This is a genomic window from Aquirufa aurantiipilula (genome assembly GCF_019923745.1).
GTDB classification, from domain to species: Bacteria; Bacteroidota; Bacteroidia; order Cytophagales; family Spirosomataceae; genus Aquirufa; species Aquirufa aurantiipilula.
This window is the reverse complement of the sequence record NZ_JAANOG010000008.1, coordinates 129892-155301: the sequence shown is the minus strand read 5'-3', so window position 1 is coordinate 155301 and position 25410 is coordinate 129892. Positions and strand designations below refer to the sequence as shown.

19 protein-coding genes are annotated in these 25410 nt (G+C 39.8%); 8 read left to right on the top strand and 11 right to left on the bottom strand.

The features are described 5' to 3' along the window. Nucleotides 1-14 precede the first annotated feature (14 nt). The 8 genes from G9H60_RS10360 to G9H60_RS10325 all read left to right on the top strand — a co-directional run bounded on the left by G9H60_RS10360 (nucleotide 15) and on the right by G9H60_RS10325 (nucleotide 9628). Nucleotides 15-1160, top strand: a complete 1146-nt coding sequence (locus G9H60_RS10360) for an iron-containing alcohol dehydrogenase (protein WP_223143986.1) — start codon at nucleotides 15-17, stop codon at nucleotides 1158-1160. 3 nt (nucleotides 1161-1163) lie between these two features. Beyond that, nucleotides 1164-1877, top strand: a complete 714-nt coding sequence (locus G9H60_RS10355; protein ID WP_223143985.1) for a gamma-glutamyl-gamma-aminobutyrate hydrolase family protein — start codon at nucleotides 1164-1166, stop codon at nucleotides 1875-1877. A gap of 3 nt (nucleotides 1878-1880) precedes the next feature. Further along, complete coding sequence (locus G9H60_RS10350) at nucleotides 1881-3248, top strand: aldehyde dehydrogenase family protein (RefSeq protein WP_223143984.1); 1368 nt, start codon at nucleotides 1881-1883, stop codon at nucleotides 3246-3248. Between the two features lie 30 nt (nucleotides 3249-3278). Further along, a complete protein-coding gene (locus tag G9H60_RS10345; protein WP_223143983.1) occupies nucleotides 3279-5291 on the top strand; it encodes a beta-L-arabinofuranosidase domain-containing protein in 2013 nt (670 codons plus the stop codon). 184 nt (nucleotides 5292-5475) lie between these two features. Next, nucleotides 5476-6519: an NAD(P)-dependent alcohol dehydrogenase gene (locus tag G9H60_RS10340; protein ID WP_223143982.1), complete on the top strand. Its 1044-nt coding sequence runs from the start codon at nucleotides 5476-5478 to the stop codon at nucleotides 6517-6519. 91 nt (nucleotides 6520-6610) lie between these two features. Next, on the top strand, nucleotides 6611-7690 hold the full coding sequence (locus G9H60_RS10335; protein ID WP_223143981.1) for an efflux RND transporter periplasmic adaptor subunit: 1080 nt from the start codon (nucleotides 6611-6613) through the stop codon (nucleotides 7688-7690). Next, nucleotides 7687-8946: an ABC transporter permease gene (locus G9H60_RS10330; RefSeq protein WP_223143980.1), complete on the top strand. Its 1260-nt coding sequence runs from the start codon at nucleotides 7687-7689 to the stop codon at nucleotides 8944-8946. Before G9H60_RS10335 ends, G9H60_RS10330 begins: the two co-directional genes overlap by 4 nt. Before the next feature lies 1 nt (nucleotide 8947). Further along, a complete protein-coding gene (locus G9H60_RS10325) occupies nucleotides 8948-9628 on the top strand; it encodes an ABC transporter ATP-binding protein (protein WP_223143979.1) in 681 nt (226 codons plus the stop codon). Here G9H60_RS10325 and G9H60_RS10320 read toward each other — a convergent pair whose 3' ends face one another. The 11 genes from G9H60_RS10320 to G9H60_RS10270 all read right to left on the bottom strand — a co-directional run bounded on the left by G9H60_RS10320 (nucleotide 9629) and on the right by G9H60_RS10270 (nucleotide 25361). Continuing rightward, entirely contained in the window at nucleotides 9629-10678 is a 1050-nt protein-coding gene (locus G9H60_RS10320) for an acyltransferase (protein ID WP_223143978.1), read from the bottom strand. Beyond that, nucleotides 10665-12794: a xanthine dehydrogenase family protein molybdopterin-binding subunit gene (locus G9H60_RS10315; protein WP_223143977.1), complete on the bottom strand. Its 2130-nt coding sequence runs from the start codon at nucleotides 12792-12794 to the stop codon at nucleotides 10665-10667. Before G9H60_RS10315 ends, G9H60_RS10320 begins: the two co-directional genes overlap by 14 nt. Before the next feature lie 2 nt (nucleotides 12795-12796). Continuing rightward, a complete protein-coding gene (locus G9H60_RS10310) occupies nucleotides 12797-13282 on the bottom strand; it encodes a (2Fe-2S)-binding protein (RefSeq protein ID WP_223143976.1) in 486 nt (161 codons plus the stop codon). 30 nt (nucleotides 13283-13312) lie between these two features. Beyond that, nucleotides 13313-16396, bottom strand: a complete 3084-nt coding sequence (locus G9H60_RS10305) for a 3-keto-disaccharide hydrolase (RefSeq protein ID WP_223143975.1) — start codon at nucleotides 16394-16396, stop codon at nucleotides 13313-13315. Nucleotides 16397-16401: 5 nt separating this feature from the next. Further along, a complete protein-coding gene (locus G9H60_RS10300) occupies nucleotides 16402-17658 on the bottom strand; it encodes a Gfo/Idh/MocA family oxidoreductase (protein ID WP_223143974.1) in 1257 nt (418 codons plus the stop codon). A gap of 293 nt (nucleotides 17659-17951) precedes the next feature. After that, complete coding sequence (locus G9H60_RS10295) at nucleotides 17952-18503, bottom strand: LutC/YkgG family protein (RefSeq protein ID WP_223143973.1); 552 nt, start codon at nucleotides 18501-18503, stop codon at nucleotides 17952-17954. Continuing rightward, complete coding sequence (locus tag G9H60_RS10290) at nucleotides 18500-19867, bottom strand: lactate utilization protein B (protein ID WP_223143972.1); 1368 nt, start codon at nucleotides 19865-19867, stop codon at nucleotides 18500-18502. Before G9H60_RS10290 ends, G9H60_RS10295 begins: the two co-directional genes overlap by 4 nt. Then, complete coding sequence (locus G9H60_RS10285) at nucleotides 19854-20570, bottom strand: (Fe-S)-binding protein (protein ID WP_223143971.1); 717 nt, start codon at nucleotides 20568-20570, stop codon at nucleotides 19854-19856. Before G9H60_RS10285 ends, G9H60_RS10290 begins: the two co-directional genes overlap by 14 nt. Beyond that, on the bottom strand, nucleotides 20561-21940 hold the full coding sequence (locus G9H60_RS10280) for an FGGY-family carbohydrate kinase (protein WP_276343313.1): 1380 nt from the start codon (nucleotides 21938-21940) through the stop codon (nucleotides 20561-20563). Before G9H60_RS10280 ends, G9H60_RS10285 begins: the two co-directional genes overlap by 10 nt. Before the next feature lie 10 nt (nucleotides 21941-21950). After that, entirely contained in the window at nucleotides 21951-23222 is a 1272-nt protein-coding gene (locus tag G9H60_RS10275) for a TIM barrel protein (RefSeq protein ID WP_223143969.1), read from the bottom strand. Nucleotides 23223-23237: 15 nt separating this feature from the next. Continuing rightward, a complete protein-coding gene (locus tag G9H60_RS10270) occupies nucleotides 23238-25361 on the bottom strand; it encodes a bifunctional aldolase/short-chain dehydrogenase (RefSeq protein WP_223143968.1) in 2124 nt (707 codons plus the stop codon). Between the last annotated feature and the right edge of the window lie 49 nt (nucleotides 25362-25410).

Below are 25410 nucleotides of genomic sequence, written 5' to 3'. Positions count from 1 at the left end.
TATATTTTAAACACATGTCTTCATCCATTTTACAATACAATTTCCCAACGACCATCCGTTTTGGAGCGGGTGCTATCAACGAAGTAGCCGATTATTTACTAAAAAATGATCTCAAAAAGCCATTAGTGGTTACTGACCCCGTAGTGGCTAATTTGGATTTCTTCAAATCCTTCATTCAATCGCTTGAAAAGAAAAATATCTCGGTCGAGGTCTTTTCTCAAATTCATAAAAATCCAGTAAAATCCGACGTTTACTTAGGTGTAGATTCCTATGATGCTAACCAAAGAGATTCCATCATAGGTATCGGCGGTGGAGCGGCCATGGACGTGGCTAGAGCGATGGTATTGCGGGTCAATCACCGAGAAGATTTATTCAAATACGATGATTTAATTGGTGGAGATATCTATGTTACCAACGAAGTCCCTCATTTCATTACGATTCCTACCACAGCTGGTACTGGTTCTGAGGTTGGTCGTAGTGCCATCATTGCAGATGATGTAACCCATCAAAAAAAGATATTATTTTCACCCAAATTGTTAGCCAAAACCATCTTTGCAGACCCCATGTTGACCATGGATTTGCCACCTGCAGTAACTGCTGCCACAGGCATGGATGCTTTAACGCATAATTTGGAAGCTTATGTGGCAAAAATGTCGCACCCACTTTGTGAGGGAATTGCCCTAGAAGGTATTTCCTTGATTGCTAAATCCATGGAAAAAGCAGTCAAAAATCCAGATATCGAGTCCAAAAGCAATATGCTCATTGCCTCTCTAATGGGGGCTGTAGCCTTCCAAAAAGGTCTAGGTGTGGTTCACTCCTTGGCACATCCCATGTCTTCTTTATTGGATACTCACCATGGTTTGGCCAATGCTGTCAACCTGCCGTATGGCATGAAATTTAATGTAGCAGGATTTGAAGAAAAATTCCGTCGCATTGCTCGTACCTTGGAAATCAAAGATGAAAATGGCGAAGGTGTTGTGAATTACTTATTTGATCTTAATAATCGCATCGGTATCCCACATAAATTGCGGGAAGTAGGCGTTAAAGAAGAACATGTAGAGACTTTAGCTGATTTGGCTATTGCTGACTTCGCTCATCCCAATAACCCAAAACCAGTCAGTCGAGAAGATTTCAAAAACCTGTATTTAGAAGCTTTATAAGCCATGAAAATCCGCTTGGGCATCAGTTTTAGTGCAACCAATTTCCAAAATTACCTTAGGTGGTTTGACCCAGAGGTTCATGCAGGAAAGGTGGAACTAGTAGAACTGAAAGCTAACTTTAGTACCCTTTCTGATTTTGAATCTTGTGATGGATTTGTCCTTAGTGGTGGTTGTGATATCGATACCGCACTATACCATGGTACTCCCGAGTATCCACATAAACCAGAAGAATTCGAAACGGAAAGAGATCATTTTGAAGCTTCCATCTATTTACATGCCAAAAACCATCAAAAACCTTTGTTGGGGATTTGTCGGGGTATGCAATTAGTACAAGTAGTTGAAGGAGGAAAACTCATTCAAGACTTAGGAGAAACTGCCAATTTGATTCATAAAAAAGCAGGTAATACCGACAGAAAACACCAAATTCAAGTAAGCGAAGGAAGTCTTTTAGCTGCTATTAGTCAGAAAAGCACTGGTGAAGTTAATTCCGCCCATCATCAGGCTATAGATCCTAAACAACTAGGCGAGAATCTATTTATTTCAGCTTGGTCAACAGATAGCCAAAGCCCCGAGGCCTTGGAATACCAAAATAAAGAAAATCAAGCTTTTATGCTCTGTGTGCAATGGCATCCCGAGCGTATGGAAGAAAAAGAACAAAATCCTTTTTCCGAAAACATCAAACAATCATTTTTAGCCTCGAATATACATTCAAGATAAATTATGCAAGTTATTAACCCCGCCACCGAGCAAGTAATTCAAGAATTAACAGAAGATAATGCAACTACTTTAGGGCAAAAGTTATCCCTTTTGCAACAAGGTCAAATTGGCTGGTCAGCTAAACCATTAGCTGAACGAATTGAAATTCTTATGAAATTTGCTGCCCTTTTAGAGGAAAATCGAGAAGAATTAGCCGCTATTTTAAGTTCTGAAGTGGGCAAACCTTTGCAACAGTCGCGAAATGAAATTAATGGTGCCAGAGGAAGAATACAATGGCTTTGTGACCATGCTTCTACTTATTTAAAAGAAGAGATTATGTCTGATGGCTCAGGCATGCAAGAAAAAATAGTTTATGAACCATTAGGTGTTATTTGCAATATATCGGCTTGGAATTACCCTTATTTGGTAGGCACCAATGTTTTTGTTCCAGCTCTATTAGCTGGTAATGCCGTGATGTATAAACCTTCTGAATATGCAAGTTTAACTGGTTTATCGATTGAGAAATATTTCCATCAAGCTGGTGTTCCTAAAAATGTATTCCAAATCGCCCTTGGAGCCGCTTCGGTAGGTGCTCATTTATTAGATATGCCATTTAACGGTTACTATTTCACTGGTTCGTATCAAACTGGCCAAAAAATATATACGCAGGTGGCCCCTAAAATGGTCCCTGTACAATGCGAATTAGGTGGTAAAGATCCATTGTATGTTACCGATGACGTTCAAGACATCGCTGGAATTGCTGCAGGAACCGCCGATGGTGCTTTTTATAATAATGGACAAAGTTGCTGTTCGGTAGAACGGATTTATGTACATGAAAAAGTCTATGATGCTTACGTGGCGGAATTTGTCAAAGAAGTGAAATCTTGGAAAATGGGTGCACCTACGGAAGATGGCGTATATCTGGGGCCTCTTTCTAGAAAAGCACAAATATCCGTACTGGAACAACAAGTAAAGCAGGCTGTCGATTTAGGAGCAAGCATTTTAACAGGAGGGAAAGCCGTGGCAGGCACAGGTTATTATTTTGAACCAACCGTGTTAGTGAATGTCAATCACCAGATGGATGTGATGAAAGAGGAATCATTTGGCCCTATAATTGGTATACAAAAAGTAAAAGATGATGCAGAAGCGATAGCTCTGATGAAAGATACAGCCTATGGACTTACCTCGTCGGTCTACAGTGCCAATGAAAGTAGAGCTAATCAGATTTTAGCTCAAATGGATTCCGGAACGGCATATTGGAATTGCTGCGACCGAGTAAGTGCAGCTTTACCTTGGAGTGGCCGCAAACATTCGGGCTTTGGTGCAACCCTTTCACACCAAGGTATTCGTGCATTTACCAAGACTAAAAGTTATCATTTGCGACAGCCCTAATATGGCATTGACCTACAAAACCTTTGAACGATGAAAACCTTCCTGTTATTCGCTAGTCTACTGGCATTAAGTGGATTTCCAAATTCCATAATGGCTCAGAAATCACGTCTTAGTCCTTTGGCCTATGAAGAGGTTCCTTTGGGACAAATTCAACCGACGGGATGGCTGAAACAACAAGTGGATGTCATGGTTAAAAATTCCACAGGTCATTTGGATGAAAATCACAAGAAGATTAAAACAGATAATGGCTGGTTAGGAGGCAAAGGCGATGATTGGGAAGAAACACCTTATTGGTTGGATGGTGCCTTACCAGCAGCCTATTTGAGTGGTGATTCGGTTTTGATTAAAAAAGTATTGAACTATGTCAATTGGACCTTGTCTCAGCAGCGTCCGTCTGGCTTCTTTGGTCCTTACAGTAAATACGAGAAAGAAACCGGCAAAATGGCCGAAACTGGTGAGCAAGCCGCGGATTGGTGGCCGCGTATGATCATGCTGAAAATATTGCAACAGTATTATCAAGTCAGTCAGGACCCACGTGTTATTCCATTCATGACGAAGTATTTTCAATTCCAATGGAAGAATTTAAAAAATACTCCCCTTGTCAAATACACCGAATGGGCACAGTCCAGAGGTGGAGATAATCTCATGGTGGTTTATTGGCTATACCGACAAACCAAAGATCCATTTTTATTGGAATTAGGTGATTTAATCTATTCTCAAACCACCAATTGGACTGATTTATTGGGGAAAAGAGATTGGGCTATTCAAGCTGCATACCAACAAAATGATCAGCGCTGGATGGACCGCCATGCTGTTAATGTAGGTATGGGAATCAAACTGCCAGCCATTTATTCTCAGTCGAAAAAAGATCCTTACTATTTACAATCCTTAAAAACGGGCTTTCGAGATTTAATGACCTTGCATGGCTTGCCACATGGTATGTTTTCAGGAGATGAAGATTTGCATGGAAACGACCCCATACAAGGAACTGAATTATGTGCGACTACGGAAACAATGTTTTCTCTGGAACAAATCATTTCTATTACGGGTGATACAGAATACATGGATGCCCTAGAACGTATGACATTCAATGCCTTACCAGCCCAAATTACAGAAGATTTCAATGGTAAACAGTACTTTGGAATGGCCAATCAAGTAGAAGTAAAAAAAGGAGTTTATAGTTTTTCTTTACCTTTCTGGAGGGGCATGAACAATGTCTACGGCCCATATAGTGGATATACCTGTTGTACAGCTAACATGCACCAAGCATGGCCAAAATACATGTCGCACCTCTGGTACAAAACTCCCGAAGGTGGTTTTGCGGCATTGGTATATGGACCCAATAAACTGATAACAACCTTGTCTTCAGGAATCAAAGTTCAGATTGAAGAAAAGACCAATTATCCCTTTGAGAATCAAATCCAGTTCAATATTAATCCCGAAAAAAAGCAATCATTCCCATTGGAATTTAGAATTCCAACTTGGTGTGAAGAAGCAGTAATTTGGCTTAATGGACAGGAATTGCAAAGAGAAAAAGGAGGGAAAATAGCTAAAATCAATCGTGTATGGAATCCTGGAGATCAAATCACCTTGCAATTTCCTGCTAAAATACGAACTCAAAACTGGGGTAAAAATTCCAGATCAGTAGAATACGGAGCACTCATCTTTGCCCTTAAAATTCAAGAAGACTTCCAAAAAAATGTTCATCCGCAAGAAGGAGAGTATTTTGAAATTTTACCCAAAAGCGATTGGAATTATGCGGTTTTGAAAAAGTTTGTGGAAAAGCCCACGGAACATGCATCCCTAATCACGAAGTCATTCCCGAAGGATTTCCTTTGGAATCAAGCAAGCGCCCCAATGGAAATCGTGTTGGAAGGCAAAAAACTACCTGATTGGAAAAGCAATGCCGGGGTAGCACACCAACCCGTAACCACACGAAATGGGGATTACCTTGGACCAGCAGAAGAAAAATCAGAAAAAATCACTTTAATACCTTTTGGATTTACAAGATTAAGAATTGTGGCTTTTCCTGTAGTAAAATAGAAGGATACTATCCTAAAATGATGTAAAAAATCAGGATAAACATGCTATTTTTTTCATCTAGTTTTGTGGACCTTTAAGTTGTCGTGATTATCAAAAGCTTTCATTTATTTTCTGAATGAAAACATTTATTCTCGAAGCAGGTTAAACAAACACACCTAAATTCCCCTTTAAAACATACATTCCCATGAATCCAGTAAAAAGTTACGGAGCAATCAATAAAGATTCAGCCATTGCTCCTATGCAAATTGAACGTAGAGATTTAGGCGCACACGACGTTTCTATTGACATTTTATATTGTGGTGTTTGTCACTCCGATATACATATGGCACGCTCAGAATGGGGGCCTTCCGTTTATCCGATTGTCCCTGGCCACGAAATTGTTGGTATCGTTAAAGCCGTAGGTTCGGCTGTGACTCAATTTAAAGTGGGCCAAACAGCTGGTGTGGGCGTATTTGTGGACTCTTGCCGCACTTGCCCATCTTGTCAAGGTGGTCAAGAACAATATTGTGATAACAATTTCACTCCTACCTACAATGGATTTGAAAGAGATGGAAAAACACCGACTTTCGGGGGTTATTCTTCCAACATTGTAGTCGATGAAAAATACACTTTACATATTCCATTTACTGATCATTTAGATCAAGTGGCTCCTTTACTTTGTGCGGGAATCACGACCTATTCTCCGCTTAAATTTGCAGGGGTTGGTAAGGGTCATAAAGTAGCCGTTTTAGGATTAGGAGGACTTGGTCACATGGGCGTAAAATTTGCCGTTGCCATGGGTGCCGAGGTAACCATGCTAAGCACCTCCCCTTCCAAAGAGGCCGATGCCAAAAGACTAGGAGCTCATCATTTTGTTTTATCTACCGATAAAGAACAAATGAAAAAACTTAGTAATCATTTTGACTTTATACTTAACACAGTAGCTGCGCATCATGACATGAACGCATTTCTTCATTTATTAAAATTGGAGGGTAAAATGCTGATTGTTGGAATTCCTCCTGAAGACCACCGTATTGCAGCGGCTAGCTTAATTTCCAAAAGAAGAAGTATCATTGGTTCTAACATCGGAGGAATAGCCGAGACACAAGAAATGTTGAATTACTGCGCCGAGCATAATATATTGTCCGACATAGAATTGATTCCCATGAATCAAATCAATGAAGCTTATGAACGAATTATCAAATCCGACGTCAAGTACCGATTTGTGATTGATATGAGGACGATTTAATCTTCCAAAAACGAAAAGAGCTTAGTCATCTAAGCTCTTTTTTTATGATGAATCTCATGTATTTGCCCCAAACTATTTTGTAAATTGTAGTATGAAATGGATATATCTATCAGTTTTCATTCTTAGCCTTATTGCTTGTAAGGATAAAAGCGAAACTACACATCCGAGTGAAGGGCCAATTTCCGAATCGGTATATGCCTCTGGATTATTAAAAAGCCAAGATCAATATCAGGCCTTTGCGCCAGTGAGTGGTATTGTTGAGCGCATATTTGTACAGGAAGGTGACAGCGTCAAAATTGGAGATCCCATCTTATCCATTTCCCATGTAGCTCAGCAATTAAATCAAGAAAATGCCGCTTTAGCAGCGAATTTTGCTGATGCATCAAAGAACCAAAGCAAAATCAATGATGCCCAGTTATTTGTTGATTTAGCGAAGAATAAATGGAGAACCGACTCTACCTTATTGCTTCGTCAAAGAAACTTGTGGAAACAGCAAATTGGAACTCAAGTAGAATTGGAGCAAAGGGAATTAGCTTACGAAAATTCTAAAACAGCTTATTTGTCCTCTATTTTAAAGCTGAAAGACCTGAAGCGTCAAATTCAATTCTCTGCCGACCAATCCAAAAAAAATCTATCTATTTCTAAGCAATTAAGTGCTGATTATACCTTGAGAAGTCAAGTCAATGGTATCGTATATGATTTATTAAAACTGAAGGGCGAGATTGTCAGTCCTCAAACCCCCTTAGCCATCCTAGGTAATCCATCCCAATTCATCTTGGAGATGCAAGTGGATGAAGATGATATTTTCAAAGTAAAAAAAGGTTTACCGGTATTATTAACGCTGGATGCCTATAAAGGACAAGTTTTTGAAGCTACAGTTAGCAAGATTTACCCCATTATGAATGAAAGGAGCAAGACTTTTTTAGTCGAAGCTAACTTCACTCAAAAGCCAACAAATTTGTTTCCTAATGTCACTTTTGAAGCTAATATCATCCTGTTCAAAAAAGAAAAAGCCTTATTAATTCCGAGAAATTACCTGATTAAAGACAGCATGGTTATTAAAGCCACAGGTGATACCCTAGTGGTAAAAACAGGTTTAAAAGATTTCAAAAAAGTGGAAATCATTCAGGGTTTAAGTACTCAGGATGAGATCAAAATGCCTGGCAAATGAATTTTAAACTGATTCAAAATATTGCCGTTTCTCTTCTTTTAGCCCGTTGGAGACAAACTTTGGTGGCCGCCATTGGCGTAACTTTCAGTATCACCATGTTCATTACACTTTTAAGCTTTATGTCAGGCTTAAATGACTTATTGGATGGACTTATACTGAACCGAACACCTCATGTGAGACTGTACAAGGAAATTAAAGCCTCTGATTTTCAACCCATTGACATACAATCAAAAAAGACCAAACAGTACAATTTCATTCGGTCTATCAAACCTAAATCAGAAAGGCTTGAGATTCAAAACAGTGCCGCTATCATTAAAAATTTAAAGTCGGACTCACGGGTTCTTGGAGTGGCACCCAAAGTAACTGCTCAAGTATTTTACAATGTGGGGGTAATTGAAATTACGGGAGTTATCAATGGCATCGATCCAGAAGCAGAAAATAAATTATTTTTCTTCAATGATTACGTGACTGAAGGTAATTTCATGGACCTTAAAAACATTCCCAATAGCATTATTTTAGGCAAAGGGGCAGCCGAAAAAATGTTAGCCCAAGTGGGAGATGTAGTTCAAATCACCTCCAGCAAAGGGGAACGTCTATCTTTAAAAGTGGTTGGTTTTTTTCAATCGGGTTTGCAAGATATTGATAATGTACAAAGTTATGCTTCGATTTCCACTACCCAAAAACTATTGGGAGAATCCAATAATTACATTACTGACTTACAAGTCAAATTAAATGATATCCTCATGGCTCCTGATGTGGCCAAAGAATATCAAAGGATATATGAAATTCAGGCTATTGATATACAAACGGCCAACTCCCAATTTGAAACAGGTAGTTCTGTCAGAAGTTTGATTTCCTATGCTGTAGGAGTTACTTTACTGATTGTAGCTGGCTTTGGAATTTACAACATTCTGAACATGATGATATATGAAAAAATGGATTCCATTGCTATCCTAAAAGCCATTGGATTTTCAGGAAAAGATGTGAATCGTATTTTCATTTTAATAGCCTTAAGCATTGGCGTTTTTGGTGGATTTTTAGGCCTACTAGGCGGATTTGGTTTATCTGCTATCATTGATCAAATTCCATTTAATACCAATTCCCTGCCTACCGTTAAAACCTATCCCATCAATTACAATCCCAAATACTATATGATTGGGACTGTTTTTGCTATCATTACGACTTACCTAGCTGGCTATTTCCCTTCGAGGAAAGCTAGTAAAATAGACCCTGTTATCATCATTAGAGGAAAGTAGCATGAGCCAAATCATTTTAGAAGCGCAGGGTATTAGTAAAAGCTTTCATGATCCGGTGACTATACCGGTGCTAAAGAATATTTCATTTAGTCTGAACAAAGGGGAATTCGTCTCGGTGATAGGTAAATCAGGATGTGGTAAATCTACTTTATTGTACATTCTTTCCACCATGGATACCGATTACGAGGGTAATCTCATCATAGATGACGTATCTATGCAAGGAAAAGATGAAGGGGAATTAGCCATTGTTCGAAATGAAAAGATTGGCTTTGTATTTCAATTTCATTATTTGCTCAATGAATTTTCTGTACTTGAAAATGTCATGCTGCCTGGTCAAAAATTAGGCAAATATTCTCCCAAAGAAATCCAAGAAAGAGCCTATCAAAAATTGAAAATTTTAGGGATTGAGAAGGAGGCCCTAAAAAAGCCTAATCAATTATCTGGAGGACAAAAACAACGCGTGGCAATTGCTAGAGCGCTGATCAATGACCCATTAATCATTATGGGTGATGAGCCTACAGGGAATTTGGACAAAAAAAACAGTGAAATCGTATTTGATATTTTCAAAGAATTGGCAGAAAACTATGGTCAATCTTTGTTAATTGTTACACACGACAATGAATTTGCATCCCGCACCCAACGCATCATTGAAATGCAAGACGGATCCATCATTCGTATGTAATTAACCCGAAACCTTGGCACCACCTGGGATTTTTCTTAATAGCCAGACTATCGCTCCTGATATAAATAAGCAGCTGAAGGCTGTCACGGGAATACCTAAACTTGGATGAACCAATTTATAGTGTATTCCAATTTTAGCGATATAAAATAAAACCAAAATATGGACTAAATAAATGCCATAACTATGGGAGCTAATCCATTCTCTCAAAGGAATTAAGACACGAATCTCAAATGGATAATACTTACAAAGCAAGAATAATCCAGCTGTAGAAAGCATCACAGAAGGAGAAAAATTGGCATACAGCAATCCATAAAACTTACCATCCCGCAGTGATAATTGATATGTTCCTATCAATGTCCATGCTGTTCCGATAAGGAATAAAGCAATGGCCCAAAATCGTATTTGCTTGAGATTTTTGAATTCTTGGTGCCTCAAATAATAACCCAAAACTAAATAGCCCAAATATCCCGTAAAATATGGCAATGGAACAGGAGAATCAAGCACTGGAAAATGGGAATTATTAAACAGTATAGTCAACAACCAAATTCCCAAAAAATACTGTATCTGCCTTTCAGAAGCCTGTCGAATCCAAGTACTGATGATGGGAATGAATAAATAAAGTCCAATAACCATGTACACATACCAAAAATGGTAAGAGCCACCTGTAAAATATTGCTGTCCTATCCAGCGAATCAATTCTTCTACCGATTGGAAAGCTTTTCCCCTTAATCTTACGGCCCAATTGAAATACACAAAAAAGATATTCCAAAATAAGAAGGGCACAACGATTCGTTGAAAAGACTTGGAAACAAATGCGCCATAAGGCTCTTCTTTCCCAAGAACCAAAGCACCCGTTAGCATCACAAAAATGGGCACAGCAAAACGCATGCAGCCATTATAGACATTGGCATTCCACCATAAAATATCAGGAACACGATGAAAACTCAGCAGCAAATTAGCTGCTGAGTGTATCAAAATCACTGCGAGAGTCGCAATGACACGTAAATTAGTTAACCAAATAATCGGGCCATTGGCCTTAGAGATTTGCATTATCAGGTCCTGCAAAAGGTTGACGATACAATCGTTTCTTGTTTGCCGCAAAAAGCGCATTAGCAACGGCTCCTCCGGTTGGCGGTAAAGCAGGTTCACCTAAACCAGTGGGAGCTATGCCGTTATTTACAAAATGAGCCTCTACCGTAGGAATTTCATTTCCTCGAATCAATTTATATGTATCAAAATTCTTTTGCTGAGGAACTCCTTTATCAAAACTCAACTTACTGAACATAGCGTGACCATATCCATCAATAATACCTCCAATCACTTGATTTTCAGCACCCGAACGGTTAATTACTTCTCCACAATCAGTAACTGCAGTGACATGCGTGACCTTGGCCTCCCCATCCACTATTTTGGCTTCCGCTACTTGAGCTACATAAGATAAATGAGAGAAATAAACACTAAATCCTTGATGAACATTAGCACCCTTCTTACCCCATTTAGCCTTCTCAGCCACTTGCTTAATCACTTCAATGAAACGATCTGGTTCGTAAGTAATCTTTCCAACTGGGTTTGTTTTTACTTTTTGTAACCAGTCTAAACGCATTTGAATTGGGTCTTTTCCTGCAGCCACAGCCACTTCATCTAAGAACGACTGTTCAGCTGATGCCAAGAAGTTGGTAATTGGCGCACGCCAAGGTCCCGTGGTAATTGCTGAATTATAATTGAATGATTCAATCAACACATGATCAATGGCACCCACTGGGAAGTTATCCTGACGAGTACTATTACCCGCATTCAAACCTACCCCACGTAAGTAGTAGGCAATCATCTCCCCTTTCTCATTTAAACCCGCTTTAAAGTGATATCTAACTGCCGGACGATAAATACCTCCAGTCATATCATCTTCGCGCGTCCACATCACTTTAACAGGCATTTTAATGATACTGGAAAGTTCTGCGGCTTCTAAAGCATAATCATTGTTTAATCGACGGCCAAAACCACCGCCCATTTTGGTCAATTCCACTTGAACCGTATTTTCAGGAACGCCCAATAAAGTCGCCACAGCTTTTTGAGCAGATTGTGGAACTTGTGTTGGACCAGCTAGTAATACAGAACCTGGTTTAACATCCGCAAAGAAGTTCATCGGCTCCATTGGGGTATGCGACAAGAATGGACATTCGTAAGTGGCTTCAATCACCTTAGCCGCTTTGGCTATGGCGGCATGAAAATCACCATCTTTACGCTCGACCTTAGCTTTGTCGGTCTTCATCCCCTCATCAAACCATTTCTGGTGTGTGCTATCACTTTCTAAATTACTGGTGTCTGAATATGAGCAAACAAGCTTTTTTCTAGCTTGCATGACCTCCCAGGTAGATTTTCCTACGACAGCCACTTTATTTTTGAAAGAAACCACATCAATGATTCCTGGCATCTTTTTTACCTCAGCAGCATCAAAAGACACTAAGGTTGAACCAAATGCCGGTGGGCGAACAATTTGAGCTACCACCATGCCCGACTTCTGGGTATCTAAACCATATTGTGGTTTTCCAGTCAGGACTTTATAATTATCTACTCCTTTAACAAAACTACCTATCAATTGATAATCAGCCCGACTTTTATAGGTCACCTCGGTTGGAACTGCCAGCTTAGAAGCTGCATCTACCAAAGCACCATAAGCTAATTTTTGACCTTTATTAGGACCAATAACAAAACCTTTAGAAGTTTTACAGCTACTAGCATCAACACCCCATTGCTGGGCTGCCGCTTGAAGTAGCATTTGTCTAGCCGTAGCTCCTGCCTTACGCAAACGCTCCCATGAATGTTTCAGAGCCCCACTACCTCCTGTCAATTGACGTTCGAATAATTGGGTATCTAAATTCGCTTGACGCACTTCTACTTGTTTCCAATCGACATCGAGCTCTTCGGCTACGACAATCGGAAAAGCCGTTTTAATACCTTGTCCAATTTCTGGGTTGGGTGAATACAAAATAACTTTACCTGTATTTTCAATGGATAAAAAAGCATTGAATCGATTGGCATCCAAAACAGGATTCATCTGTTCGATGATGCCCGAATTAGCTTTAGAATCAAACCAATCAAATCCTAATGAAAATACTCCACTAAGTAGGGCTGTTTTCTGAATAAATGATCTTCTCGTCGTTTTCATCTTTATTTCTTTTTAGAAGAGTTGGATGCAGAAGCTATTTCAGAGGCACGTTTCACGGCATTGTGAATACGGTGGTAGGTACCACATCGACAAATATTTTCCGACATACCTGCCACGATATCATCATGGCTAGGTTTCGGGTTTTTCTTCAATAAAGCGGCGGCTGTCATAATTTGACCAGCTTGGCAATAGCCGCATTGAGGTACATCTAATTCATCCCAAGCTACTTGAACTGGGTGCTCCGCTTTTTCATTTAAACCTTCAATGGTGGTTACTGCTGATTTACCTACCGCAGAAACAGGTAAAACACAAGAACGCATCGGTTCTCCATCAATCCATACAGTACAAGCACCACATTGGGCAATACCGCAACCATACTTGGTTCCTACTAGAGATAAATGATCCCTCAGAACCCATAGCAAAGGTGTATTGGAATCTACTTCCACTTTCACCTTTTTTCGATTAATCAGTAATTCGATCGACTCCATTGTTGATTGGTTTAAAATATAAACGAATTTCTATTTACGTTTTTTTGATTTTGTTTCTACAGGAACAAGCTCTTTTACTCGAATGTTTCGGAATTTTAATTCATTACCGTGACCTAAAAATCCAATATGTCCTTTTGGATTAAACAAGCCTGGATGTTCTTTATGGTCGGGAGTTCCACCTTTAGTAGCCTCCGCAATATCCCCATCCAAAATCACTTCTCCATTCAAAATCACTTTGATGTGATTTCCTTCAGCAATAACTTCCTGCTGATTCCACTCGCCCACAGGCTTTAAGAATCCTTTCTTGGCAGGAATGATTCCATACACAGAACCATGGTATTGGTAAGGTTGTAAGTTGGCATAAACAGGCGCCGTATTATCCAAAATTTGCAATTCCATGCCTACATAAGCAGCATCTCCTGTCAATGGAGCACGAATACCCAAGCCATTGTTGGCACCAGGAGTTAATTGGAAATCAAACTTAAAGTGGAAGTTGGCATATTCATTCTTTGTGAACAAATTACCTTTTCCTCCACGCTTTGGATAAATCACCAAATTGCCGTTTTCAGGCACATAATCCGTGGTATTTCCAGTCCATTTGAACAAAGATGAACCATCAAATAATAAGTCAAAACCTTGCGCTTTCTCTTCTTCTGAAAGTGTTTGCAATGGCTGAGGTTCCAATTCTTTGACATAGATATTACGGTAAACAATGTGATTACCATGAGCTTGCAATTCAATAGCATCTTTTACAAAGATTGGAATTTTACGATCCCAATAGTTTTCTAAAATAGTATTGTCTACCACTAATTCTCCATTCAAATACACGGTTACACGCTCTCCCACCATTTTGATGTAAAATGTATTCCATTCTTCTACCGGATTATCCGCTAATTTCAATGGATTTTTTGCATTGATTTGGTTGTTATACAATCCTCCTGAACCTACATTAGCTCCTACATTGACACGAGCAATATCCCAGATTTGAACTTGAGGAGCACCACGTAAATAAATACCCGCATCACCATCTTTTTCGATTTTCCAATCTACATACATTTCAAAATCTTGGTAATCCTTTACTGAGCATAAATTATCGCCATGGCCTGTAAAATGCAATTCATCATCTTTGGCATACCATCCCTTACGCATGTTCTCATCTGCTTTCACTTGCTTAATGGCTAAGCTGTCCGCCGACATAGCACGACGTTTCACAGGATTATCAACAAGTCCTTTCCAACCAGAAAGATCTTTACCATTGAACATGGAATAAAATCCTACTTTATTTCCTAAAGCATCAATAGCTTTCTGAGCGGAAGCACGTAAATCAGCTGAAGAGACAAAAGGCATCGCTTCCAAGACCCAAGCCTTCGTCATCTGACTTTGTAATTCTGGATTTCCTACAAATAAATTGGCTAAACCATCAGCGGCTACTGAACGAGCATTGGCTTCTTGTAATCCGATTTGCAAAGTTCTCATTGCTGATAAACTTGGGCAACGACCTAAACCTCGAAACACCAAAGCACGGGTATCCATATCTTGGGTTAAATCCAAGGCATTACGGTAACGTAAGATTTGTTGAGTAACATTTTGTGTAGCCTTACCATTACTTTTTACATAGGCTTTAATGGCTTCCAAATTCTTGGATTTTTTCACTAAATCGCCCAACCATACCAAGGATTCTGCCTCTGAAACGAATGGAATCCAGTTTAATTGATTTTTCGCTTTCACGGCATAGCCATTCACTTTACTAGCTACACTTGGATCCATTTTTTGGATCTGGGTAACACAGCTTTGTAAGTGCTTAACTTCACTCTCTGAACTTGCATTAGAAAGCTTTTGAGCTATAATATCAAAATCAGCAGGACTAACCCATCTGAATAATACTTGATAAGCTGCAGCACGAGTAGCGTCATTGGACTGTACCGCATTCCAAACATGTGATTTGATCGCTGGCCATTGACGGTAAGAAGCATAAATCAACAAAATGGTTTGTTGAGATGCGCTCAACTGCGAATACGAAGCCAAGTTTTTCTCAAAAAAGCTATTTGCCGCTAAATTGCTGGCAACTTCCCCTATGGCAATACCATCTACATCGCCATTAGCAGCTGTAGCCCAAACTTTGGCTAAGCCTGCATTAGCTTGAATTTTCAAACGAGCTATAGAAGCAGCTGTTCTTAAACCTACATTTTTAGAAGTTTCAGCGGCAGTCACTTGAGGTAATGCCCAAGCTACTTTGGCATTTCCTGATGCCTGAACAAAAGAAGTTTTCTTTGCATCAGACCACTTGGAGAATGCTGCTGCTATTTGAGCAGCATCACTAGCTTTGGCATACTTTATTAAATTTTTAACCAAATATGCTTCCACTTCAAAATTGGCAGTTTTCACAAATGCCCCTAATAAATAAGCAACAGGGGTTTTTGACTTGGATAAAAGTACATCACTGACCTTAATTTGAGATCCTGCAGGCCAAGATGCAACATTCAAGACACTAAGTCCATTGGCATCTTTAGCTGCTTTAACAAAAGCTAAATAGGATTCCAAAGCTTGGGTAGGTTCATAAGCACCATTGGCCTTAGCCGCTTGTTCTTTTAAAATTTTACTCGCATTGGGAGAACCTAATGCAGCAATCGATTTTAAAATCAATTGATTGGTACGTTGATCCGCTGAAGGATATAAAGATTCGATAGCAGCACCTGCAGCTTTATACTGAATGTCGGTCAAAGCTTGAATCATATCTTTTTGATAGGCCGCATTCCCATTTTGCAAAGCGCCTAACAAAGCTTTTCCCACTTGATCTTGACCATATGGAGCCAATTTGACCAATAAACGAGCTGCAGGACCAGCCAAATGGTTTTTTTGCAAGAATGGGATAATCACCGAAATGGATTCACCACGAGCAATGGGCTGTAATGCCAACATGGCGATGGCCTGAGTATTTACATCATTGGACTCTTGGATGATTTTCAAATTCGCTTGTACACGAGCCGCACGATCCGCTTCATTGGTTCCCGTCTTCACGGAAATAGGTGACGACTGCTTTTGTGCCAGGACTGTCCCTTGCGAAAGGGCAGCCAACAGCAATAAATTAAGTATTGAAGTAGTATATTTTTTCATTGTTATTACATAGTAAATGGTGCACGCATTGGTTGATCAATCAAACGATTGGCCTCTTCATCTCCGACAAACTCTTGTTTAACTGGATCAAATTTTAGGTTTCTATTCAAACGCATAGCGATTAAACCCATATTGACAATGGTACAAGAACGGTGACCATTTTGATCATTTAAAGCAAATGTTTTTCTTCCTTTTACGGCATCCACAAAATCTGTTTGCTGTGCAGGAGGTTCAGGAAATTCAGCCAATTTGCGCTCTAAATCTGGAATGTCTGTTTTAAATCCACGGAAAACTTTCCCTTTTGGACCTTCAATGTAGGCGACATTTTCATCTCTTCCTTCTCCATCCAAAACGATTTGACATCCATCTGCAAAAGTATAGGTAATTCTACGGAAGGTCCCTACAGCATCTGCATCCTGTACAGGAGCATCCACTTCTACGTAAATAGGGCTAGTATCATCTTTGCCCAATAAATATTGAACAGGATCAATGTAATGCTGACCCATATCACCTAATGCACCACCATCATAATCCCAATAACCACGGAAAGTTTGGTGCGTACGATGTACATTGTAAGGCTTGTAAGGAGCTGGTCCTAACCACATATCATAATCCAATTCTGCCGGTACAGGTTGTTGAGTCAAACCTGTTTTTCCTACCCAATAGAATTTCCAATCAAAGCCCGTATGTCTAGAAATGGTCACTTTTAATGGCCATCCCAATAAACCTGAATCAACTAATTTCTTGATTGGTTTGATGGTGGTATTCATTCCATAAAAGTTGCCTTCAAAACGGAACCAGGTATTTAAACGGAAGATTCGGCCATGTTGTTGAACCGCCTCTGTCAATCTTTTACCTTCTCCAATGGTACGTGTCATTGGCTTTTCACACCAAACATCTTTACCAGCTTTGGCTGCATCGGCAGCAATAATTCCATGCCAATGAGGGGGTGTAGCCACGTGAACAATATCCACTTCAGGCAATTGAATTAATTCGCGGTAATCACTGAAGGATTTAACTCCTTTCTCTACCTCATTTAAACCTAATTGCAAATTCTTTTTGTCCACATCACATAACGCAACTACTCTAGTGCCAGCATAAGGAATATGTCCGCGACCCATTCCACCAGTACCTACAATGGCCTTGGTCAATTGATCACTTGGGGCTAAATAACCCTTACCTAATACATGGCGAGGAACAATACTAAATGCGGCAAATCCTAGTGCGGACTGCCCAATAAATTTTCTCCGAGAGACTTTCATATGATAAATAAGCTTATTGGGACAAGATAGAAAAAAAAAAGCTTTTTGTTGGACTTTACTGTCATGGATTTATCTATTGGATGCAATATTTATTCTTGTCCTTTGACCCATAGAAATGAAGGCAGAAATTTATCAATTTCTTGAAAAGGAGTTTTGAGATTCCTAAACCTGGAAACTTGTCATTATCAAAATACTGATCAAATAATGTAGAAATAAAATCGTTGACCGAAGGACCTTTACTTCGAATGTCCGTCTTAACCCAACGCTGTCAAGGTTCGGAACCTTGCCAGCGTTTAGCATTCGGTCAACACCACCACCAAACTCCTAGCGCCATGAGCTCCAATCACCAATGATTGCTCGATGTCTGCTGTTTTAGATGGGCCCGATAAAAAGACTCCAAAGCCGGTTTGTTTGTCGCCCAAGCGGATATATGCTTCTTGTAAAGTGGGCAAAAGATTCTTTTGAGATAAGTAAATCACTAAATGCTGGCAAATAAAAGGCGCCACCCGATGAGGCAAGTTAGAATCATCCAACCAAATAGCCCCATTTTCAGCCACACCAAAATCCCCATCTATTTCCAGGACATCAACATCCGCTAAGCTCAATCCATCAGCCAATGGATCTAAACGAACTCGTTGCATGTTAGGAAAATGTTTATCCAAAGCTGGACTGGCATCTGCTCCTTCTTTCACTTGAATAACCGTAGTACTAACTACTACCATAGAATGTAGAAAGTCCGCCAATGTATCATCACCCTTTACCTGAGCTGTGAATACCCCCGGATATGCCTTTGCAGGTACTTTTACTTCTTGCAAAGCCTTGATTATTTCTTCCCGACTGCTCATGATCGATTCGATTTATACCATTCCTGAAAACTTTGTTTAGGCGGTTCAGGCATTTCCCTCTGCTTATACCAAGGATTCATTCCATTATTCACTAAAAATGGGAACCAAGTCATGACTTTTCTTCCTATTCCCCCTGCCAATTTAAAAACCTTAGGACTGGACATCATCCAGGCCATGAATTTCATTCCTAACACCTTACCTGCCGGAGCCAATCCCTCCTTCATTAAATCTTGTCGCCAAAACCACAATTGCTCATGGATATTGATTTTAACTGGACAAACATTGGAACAACTTCCACATAAAGTACTAGCAAATGGTAAATCGACATTTGCTTTTTTATCAAAATTGGGGGCTAAAATAGAGCCAATTGGTCCCGCCACTGGCTGGTGATAACTATGTCCGCCGCTTCTACGATATACAGGACAAGTATTAAAACACGCCGCACAACGAATGCACTTTAGGGAATTCCTAAACTCATTACGTGCTAATTGCCTAGATCGACCATTATCGACCAATACAATATGCATTTCTTGGCCAGCTCTTGGTTTTGCAAAATGACTGGAATAGGTGGTAATCAATTGTCCTGTGGCGCTTCTTGCCAACAATCGAAGAAATACGCCTAAGTCTTGTCGCTTCGGAATAATTTTTTCAATCCCCATACAGGCAATGTGTACATCAGACAAATGTGCTCCCATGTCGGCATTCCCCTCATTGGTACATACCACAAATTCCCCTGTTTCAGCTACAGCAAAATTGACACCCGTAATGGCTACTTTAGCACCTAAAAACTTCTCTCTCAAGTGAATTCTGGCAGCTTCTGTCAAAAATTGAGGATCCTTGTTGCCTTTAGGTGTTCCTAAATGCTGATGAAATGTCTCACCTACATCTTCCTTTTTTAAGTGAATGGCAGGTAAAACGATATGGCTAGGTACTTCTTTTCTAAACTGAACAATGCGCTCACCCAAATCTGTATCGACAACATCGATTCCTTTTTGTTCCAAATAAGCATTCAAATGACATTCCTCTGTCAACATCGACTTGCTCTTTACCAGAGCTTTATCTCCGTGTTTTTGAATGATGGAATAGACTATCTCATTGTGTTCATGTGCATCTTTGGCCCAATGAACCTGAACGCCATTGGCTTGTGCATTTGCTTCAAACTCCAACAAATACTGAGGTAAATTACTCAGCATATGTTCCTTTATTTGCGATGCTTGCTCGCGCAATGCCTCCCATTCAGGCAATAATTTACTGGCCTTATCACGTTTGGATCTGACAAACCACAAGGTATCATCATGCCAATCAGTTCTTTCTTGATTGGCGATGAATTTTTCAGAAGCTTCCGCGTGACTAAGCATGTGCATTCAATATTTCTACAATATGTTTCACTCCTACTGGGGACACTGAGCGTTTCAGAATCCCTTCCATGTGCATTAAACAAGACGTATCGGCACCAACAATGTACTCCACTTCATTGGCTTGATGTTCCAGTATTCGATCTTGACCCATTTTTACCGAAACAGCTTCTTCGGTCACACAAAATGTTCCGCCGAAACCACAACATTCATCTTGTCGCTCTGGATATTTCCACTCACAACCCTCTACTAAATCCAATAGATATGTTAACTTAGAAAAGGGCTTTTCGTTTAATTCTGTCATGGATGAAATTCGCAAACCTCGTTGACCATGGCAACTTTGATGCAAACCAACTTTGTGTGGAAAATAGGAAGGAAGAGATTTTACTTTCAAAACGTCCACTAAAAATTCACAAATTTCAAATACAGATGAACGGATTTTAGCATCAGGGTGATGCTCTTTCAAATGCAATACACATGAACCCGAGGGCCCTACGATATAGTCAAAACCAGAAAAATTGGTGGCAAAATTACTATCACAGCCTGAAGTTATATGGGCAAAACCCGAATTAGCCATAGGTTGACCACAGCAAGTTTGATTCGCTGGTACACTAACCTCACAACCCAATTTCTCCAATAATTCTAAACTAGCAACGGCTACTTGTGGATAAAATTGATCAATGTAACAAGGAACAAATAAGGCTACTCGCATGCTTCATATCTTTTTAGGCTCACCAAATTAATGGGTATTTCTTGATCATTCCAGGTTGAATGTATAGCAAGCGCAGCTCCCAAGGAACTAGCTTGCGCTACTTCTGCTCCATAAATGGCCACAGCAGGGAAAGCAAAGGCCAATAAGTGCATATAAATATCATTTTTACTAAACCCTCCATCGACCAAAATTCGATCTACTGGAGAAGAATCCAACAAAAGACGTAAGGAATATATTTGCTGAACAACCAAATCTACCATAAACTGTTGGTAGGCTTGATCAAAATTATCAAAATCACCCAAATCACGAGCATCAAAACCAGAATTAGCTAAAAAATCAGCATTAGCCTCTTTCAAGGAAGGCATTTTATTCTCTATTTGATTACTCAATATTGCATTCAAATAGGTGGAATAAGGTACCGTTAAATGAGCTTTTTTATCTACTCCAAAATGAGCTTGCAATCTTTTTAATTGAATTTCATGCTCATTCCCTGCAAATAATCGGGCAGCCTTAACGGGCTTTCCATTGTATTGTAAAAAGGACAAAACATCGTTTTTCAACTCCACTGGCGTCAATGGTTGAGCATTAAAAGGATGCATAGAAATACACCAAGTACCCGTAGAAAGCAACAAAAACGGTTCCTTAAACTGCATCAAATACGGAATCAACGCCGAGGATGAATCGTGTAAACCCACACCAACAGGTAAATTTGATGAGCTCATCGGAAAGGTTTGATTGGCTAAAACCGCTTCAGGCAACAAAGGCCTTAATCCTTCTTTTTCAACCCAATCATGATAACGCTGATGATCAAAGTCCCACAAATGGGTATGACATCCCACTGAGGTTAACTCGGTATAAAATTGATGAGTAAATAAACTGGACAAATAATTCGGCCAATGTAATACCCATCGTATTTCTTTTGTTTGATTTTTGGATTTAGCCATCCAATAAGCCATCATGCCAGAATTCAAACTCCCCAAAATGGGAGATGCGGTTGCACGCGCAACTTCTGATTCTCCTCCATAGCGAGCATAAAATGCTTTCGCTAAATCAGCTGGAAATGGCTTTAGATAATTATATAATGGCAAAACAGCTTTTCCTTCGGCATTGACAAATACGACAGTAGCTCCATACCCTGAAAAATTTAAGGCTAAAATATCGAATCGAGCATCTTGTTGGACTTCAGCAAATGAGGCTAAAACCCAGGATTGTACCGCGGCCAAATCTTCCCCCATGAATCCATCTTCATCAGGAATCTCAGCAAAATTTTGACTTTGCTCGAATACAATCTGGTAGTTTTTATTCCAAAGGAATAGCTTCTTATTGGTTTTGCCAATATCAAAAATCGCAATAACGGGAAGTTTCTCCACCACTGACATCTTATAATCCCGTAGCTTGGGTTTTGGCTCCTCTTTGTTGAATCAATTGATTTCTAATACCTAATTCACGGAATAAAGCCAAGGGATCCAAGGCTCCTCCCAATTCCAATCGTGCTTGAGCCACCAATGAACGAACATCAGTACGGAAAGCCGTCTGTAAAATCTCTTGACATGCCACCACATCATTCGCATTTCGTGCAGCTTCTAAGGCGGCGCGATCTACCAACAATGCTTGAGCATAAGCCATTTGAATGGCTTCTACTGATTGCAATAAATCTTCTAAAGGATCTTTAACATTGTGAGAGGCATCAATCATCCATCCCAAATCTTGGGCATGATTCATTCCTTTCGCATCCATCCCATCCACTAATTCATTGAAAATCAGAAACAACTGGTATGGCTTAATCGAACCAGCAGTTAAATCATCATCCCCATATTTGGAATCATTGAAATGGAAACCACCCAATTTACCTTCCATCAACAATAATGAAACAATTTGCTCGATATTAGCATTGGGCAAATGATGACCTAAATCCACCAAAGTATATGCTTTTTCTCCCAATTTATTCACCATAGAATAAGATTGGCCCCAATCTCCTACCGTAGTGGAATAGAAATTAGGTTCGTAGGCTTTATATTCTAAAAACAACTTCCAATCGCTTGGCAAAGCTGCATAGATTTCTTTCAAACTATCAACAGTACGTTCATAGGCCTTTCTGAAATTCAATTGGCCAGGGAAGCAAGAACCATCGGATAACCAAACAGTCAAAGATTTAGAGCCTAATTCAATGCCTTGTTGGATTACCTCAATATTATGCTGAACGGCTTGTTTTCTTACCGCAGCATCCACATGTTGCAATGAACCAAATTTATAGCTTAAGGCTTGATTCGCTTGATCTTGAAATGTATTGGAATTAACTGCGTCAAAGGCTAAACCATGCTGAGCTGCTAAGGCCTTAATCGCTGCAGGATTGGTAGTACTATCCCATGGAATATGCAAGGAAATGGCTCCCGAAGTCTGGTTCAATGCATGCAATAAACCTACATCAGCAATTTTTTCTTCTAAATTCCTTGGCTCTCCCCCTCCTGAAAAACGACCAAATCGCGTCCCACCTGTGCCCAAAGCCCAAGATGGAATCGCGATCTGAAAATCTTTCAATTTGGTAATTAAATCAGATGGAATGGCTACCTCCGATTGAATAAAAGCATATCTTCTTTCGTGCGCAGCTAAACGAAGCGCATTGTGGTCATGTAATTTTTCTCCAACAAACATGTAATTCTCTGCGATTTAACGTAAAAATCCTGCTGCTACCCCTCCGTCTACATTCAATGCATTTCCGGTAGATTTATGCAACAATCCGCCAACAAATGCATAACATGCATTGGCAATATCTTCTGGTAAAATAGATTGATTCAATAAAGTACGCTTCGCATAGAAAGCAGGTAGTTCTTCTACCTTAATTCCATATGCCTTAGCACGTCCTTCTGCCCAACCTCCGGCCCAAATATTAGAATCCGCAATCACTGCATCTGGATTCACGGTATTTACTCGAATGCGATCTGGTCCTAATTCAGCAGCCAATAAACGTGTCATATGTGCCTGAGCTGCTTTAGCTGAACCATAACCTGCGTTATTTGGTCCTGCAACAAATGCATTTTTAGAAACGATATTCACAATATCTCCTCCTAAATTTTGCTTGCGCATGATAGCCACAGCTGCTTGACTAACCAAGAATTGGCCTTTTACTAAAATATCAAATAAGCGATCCCAATCTTGTTGAGTATGCTCCAAAATACCTTTTGAAATACTGATACCCGCATTGTTCACAATCACATCCACTCCACCAAAGGCTAAACAAGCTTCTCCCATGGCATTTTCGATGGATTCTTGACTAGTAACATCCGCTAATACCGTAGAAACGGAATCTTTACCAAATAAAGAAGTAAATTCCTTTTTGGCCTCCTCCATGCGCTCAGCATTCACATCGTTAATAACTACGCAAGCACCTTCTTGAGCCATTTTCTTCGCAATAGCCTTACCAATTCCTCCTGCTGAACCTGTCACAAATGCAACACGGCCCGACATGCTCTTTGGTTTTGGCATACGCTGTAATTTTGCTTCTTCCAATAACCAATACTCAATATCAAATGCCTCTTGGCGAGGTAATGAGGTGTATTTGGAAATAGCCTCTGCACCACGCATCACATTGATGGCATTGGTATAGAATTCTGCTGCTACACGTGCTGTTTGCTTATCTTTTGCAAAAGTGAACATACCTACACCTGGGTATAAAATAACGACCGGGTTAGGATCACGCATGGCTGGGCTGTTAGGACGAGCGCAAGTAGCGTGGTATTCGGCATACATAACACGATATGCCTCAAACAATGGTTGAATTTGTGCCTTAATTCCATCCACATCCGATAAATCTTGATCTGGTTTCAAGTTCAAAACCAGTGGAGAAATTTTGGTACGAAGGAAATGGTCTGGACAAGAGGTTCCTAATGGAGCCAATACATCCAAATCATTTGAATTGATAAACTGAAGCACTCGCTCATCGTCCGAGAAATGTCCAATCATCTGAACATAAGAGGAACAAAATCCTCTCAAGACAGGAGCAATGGCCTTCGCTTGAGAAATACGCTTAGCCGTTTCTAATGAAGCTATTTTAGGACCTCCAAATACTGGTCTTGTTTTTCCTTCATTTTGTTTAATATATTCAGCACACTTTTCTATGACATCCAGCGTGTTCAAATAACAATCATACGATGTATCAGCCCAAGTAAATAATCCATGGGAACCTAACATGATACCACGCAATTGAATTCCTTTAGCCGCTGCCTCTTGCAAGCAAGCACGCAATTGTAAACCTAAATCAAATCCCGGACGCTGCCAGCCAACCCAACCTATCTGCCCTCCGAATAATTCCTCGGTGATTTTCTTTCCGTCCTTAGCTGCTGCTATCGCAATAGCCGCATCTGGATGCAAGTGATCAATATGTTTAAATGGTAAAAAACCATGTAAGGGCGTGTCAATAGAAGGAGCTTTTGAAGCTAGATCAAAAATGCAATGGTTAAACAATTCCACCATTTCATCTTCATGCTCTAAACCACGATAGACATTCTCTAAACTCAATAAACGATCCAAATACAAGGCCGCGCATCCTGATTTTTTTAAAGTACCAATGTCTCCACCAGAACCTTTAATCCACATCACTTCTGTCTCCTGTCCTGTTAAAGGATCTTTATCTTTTATTTTCACCGAGGTATTACCACCTCCGTAGTTTGTAATTCTTAAATCTGCTCCAAGAATATTGGATCTGTAAATAAATAAATCTACCTCGTTTCCAGATAAAGACGCTGCTTTTGAATCCTCCCATAGGTAGGATACATGCTGATAATTTTGGGACATATCTCCTTTTTTTTCAGTAAAATTAAATCTTGTCAAGTTAAAACCGTCC

Bases quoted from the DNA above. Each gene is read 5' to 3' on its own strand.
- G9H60_RS10345 (WP_223143983.1), top strand. From the start codon at position 3,279: ATGAAAACCTTCCTGTTATTCGCTAGTCTACTGGCATTAAGTGGATTT.
- G9H60_RS10330 (WP_223143980.1), top strand. From the start codon at position 7,687: ATGAATTTTAAACTGATTCAAAATATTGCCGTTTCTCTTCTTTTAGCC.
- G9H60_RS10355 (WP_223143985.1), top strand. From the start codon at position 1,164: ATGAAAATCCGCTTGGGCATCAGTTTTAGTGCAACCAATTTCCAAAAT.
- G9H60_RS10275 (WP_223143969.1), bottom strand. From the start codon at position 23,222: ATGTTTGTTGGAGAAAAATTACATGACCACAATGCGCTTCGTTTAGCT.
- G9H60_RS10350 (WP_223143984.1), top strand. From the start codon at position 1,881: ATGCAAGTTATTAACCCCGCCACCGAGCAAGTAATTCAAGAATTAACA.
- G9H60_RS10320 (WP_223143978.1), bottom strand. From the start codon at position 10,678: ATGCAAATCTCTAAGGCCAATGGCCCGATTATTTGGTTAACTAATTTA.
- G9H60_RS10315 (WP_223143977.1), bottom strand. From the start codon at position 12,794: ATGAAAACGACGAGAAGATCATTTATTCAGAAAACAGCCCTACTTAGT.
- G9H60_RS10290 (WP_223143972.1), bottom strand. From the start codon at position 19,867: ATGCACATGCTTAGTCACGCGGAAGCTTCTGAAAAATTCATCGCCAAT.
- G9H60_RS10360 (WP_223143986.1), top strand. From the start codon at position 15: ATGTCTTCATCCATTTTACAATACAATTTCCCAACGACCATCCGTTTT.
- G9H60_RS10285 (WP_223143971.1), bottom strand. From the start codon at position 20,570: ATGCGAGTAGCCTTATTTGTTCCTTGTTACATTGATCAATTTTATCCA.
- G9H60_RS10325 (WP_223143979.1), top strand. From the start codon at position 8,948: ATGAGCCAAATCATTTTAGAAGCGCAGGGTATTAGTAAAAGCTTTCAT.
- G9H60_RS10305 (WP_223143975.1), bottom strand. From the start codon at position 16,396: ATGAAAAAATATACTACTTCAATACTTAATTTATTGCTGTTGGCTGCC.
- G9H60_RS10270 (WP_223143968.1), bottom strand. From the start codon at position 25,361: ATGTCCCAAAATTATCAGCATGTATCCTACCTATGGGAGGATTCAAAA.
- G9H60_RS10340 (WP_223143982.1), top strand. From the start codon at position 5,476: ATGAATCCAGTAAAAAGTTACGGAGCAATCAATAAAGATTCAGCCATT.
- G9H60_RS10335 (WP_223143981.1), top strand. From the start codon at position 6,611: ATGAAATGGATATATCTATCAGTTTTCATTCTTAGCCTTATTGCTTGT.
- G9H60_RS10310 (WP_223143976.1), bottom strand. From the start codon at position 13,282: ATGGAGTCGATCGAATTACTGATTAATCGAAAAAAGGTGAAAGTGGAA.
- G9H60_RS10300 (WP_223143974.1), bottom strand. From the start codon at position 17,658: ATGAAAGTCTCTCGGAGAAAATTTATTGGGCAGTCCGCACTAGGATTT.
- G9H60_RS10295 (WP_223143973.1), bottom strand. From the start codon at position 18,503: ATGAGCAGTCGGGAAGAAATAATCAAGGCTTTGCAAGAAGTAAAAGTA.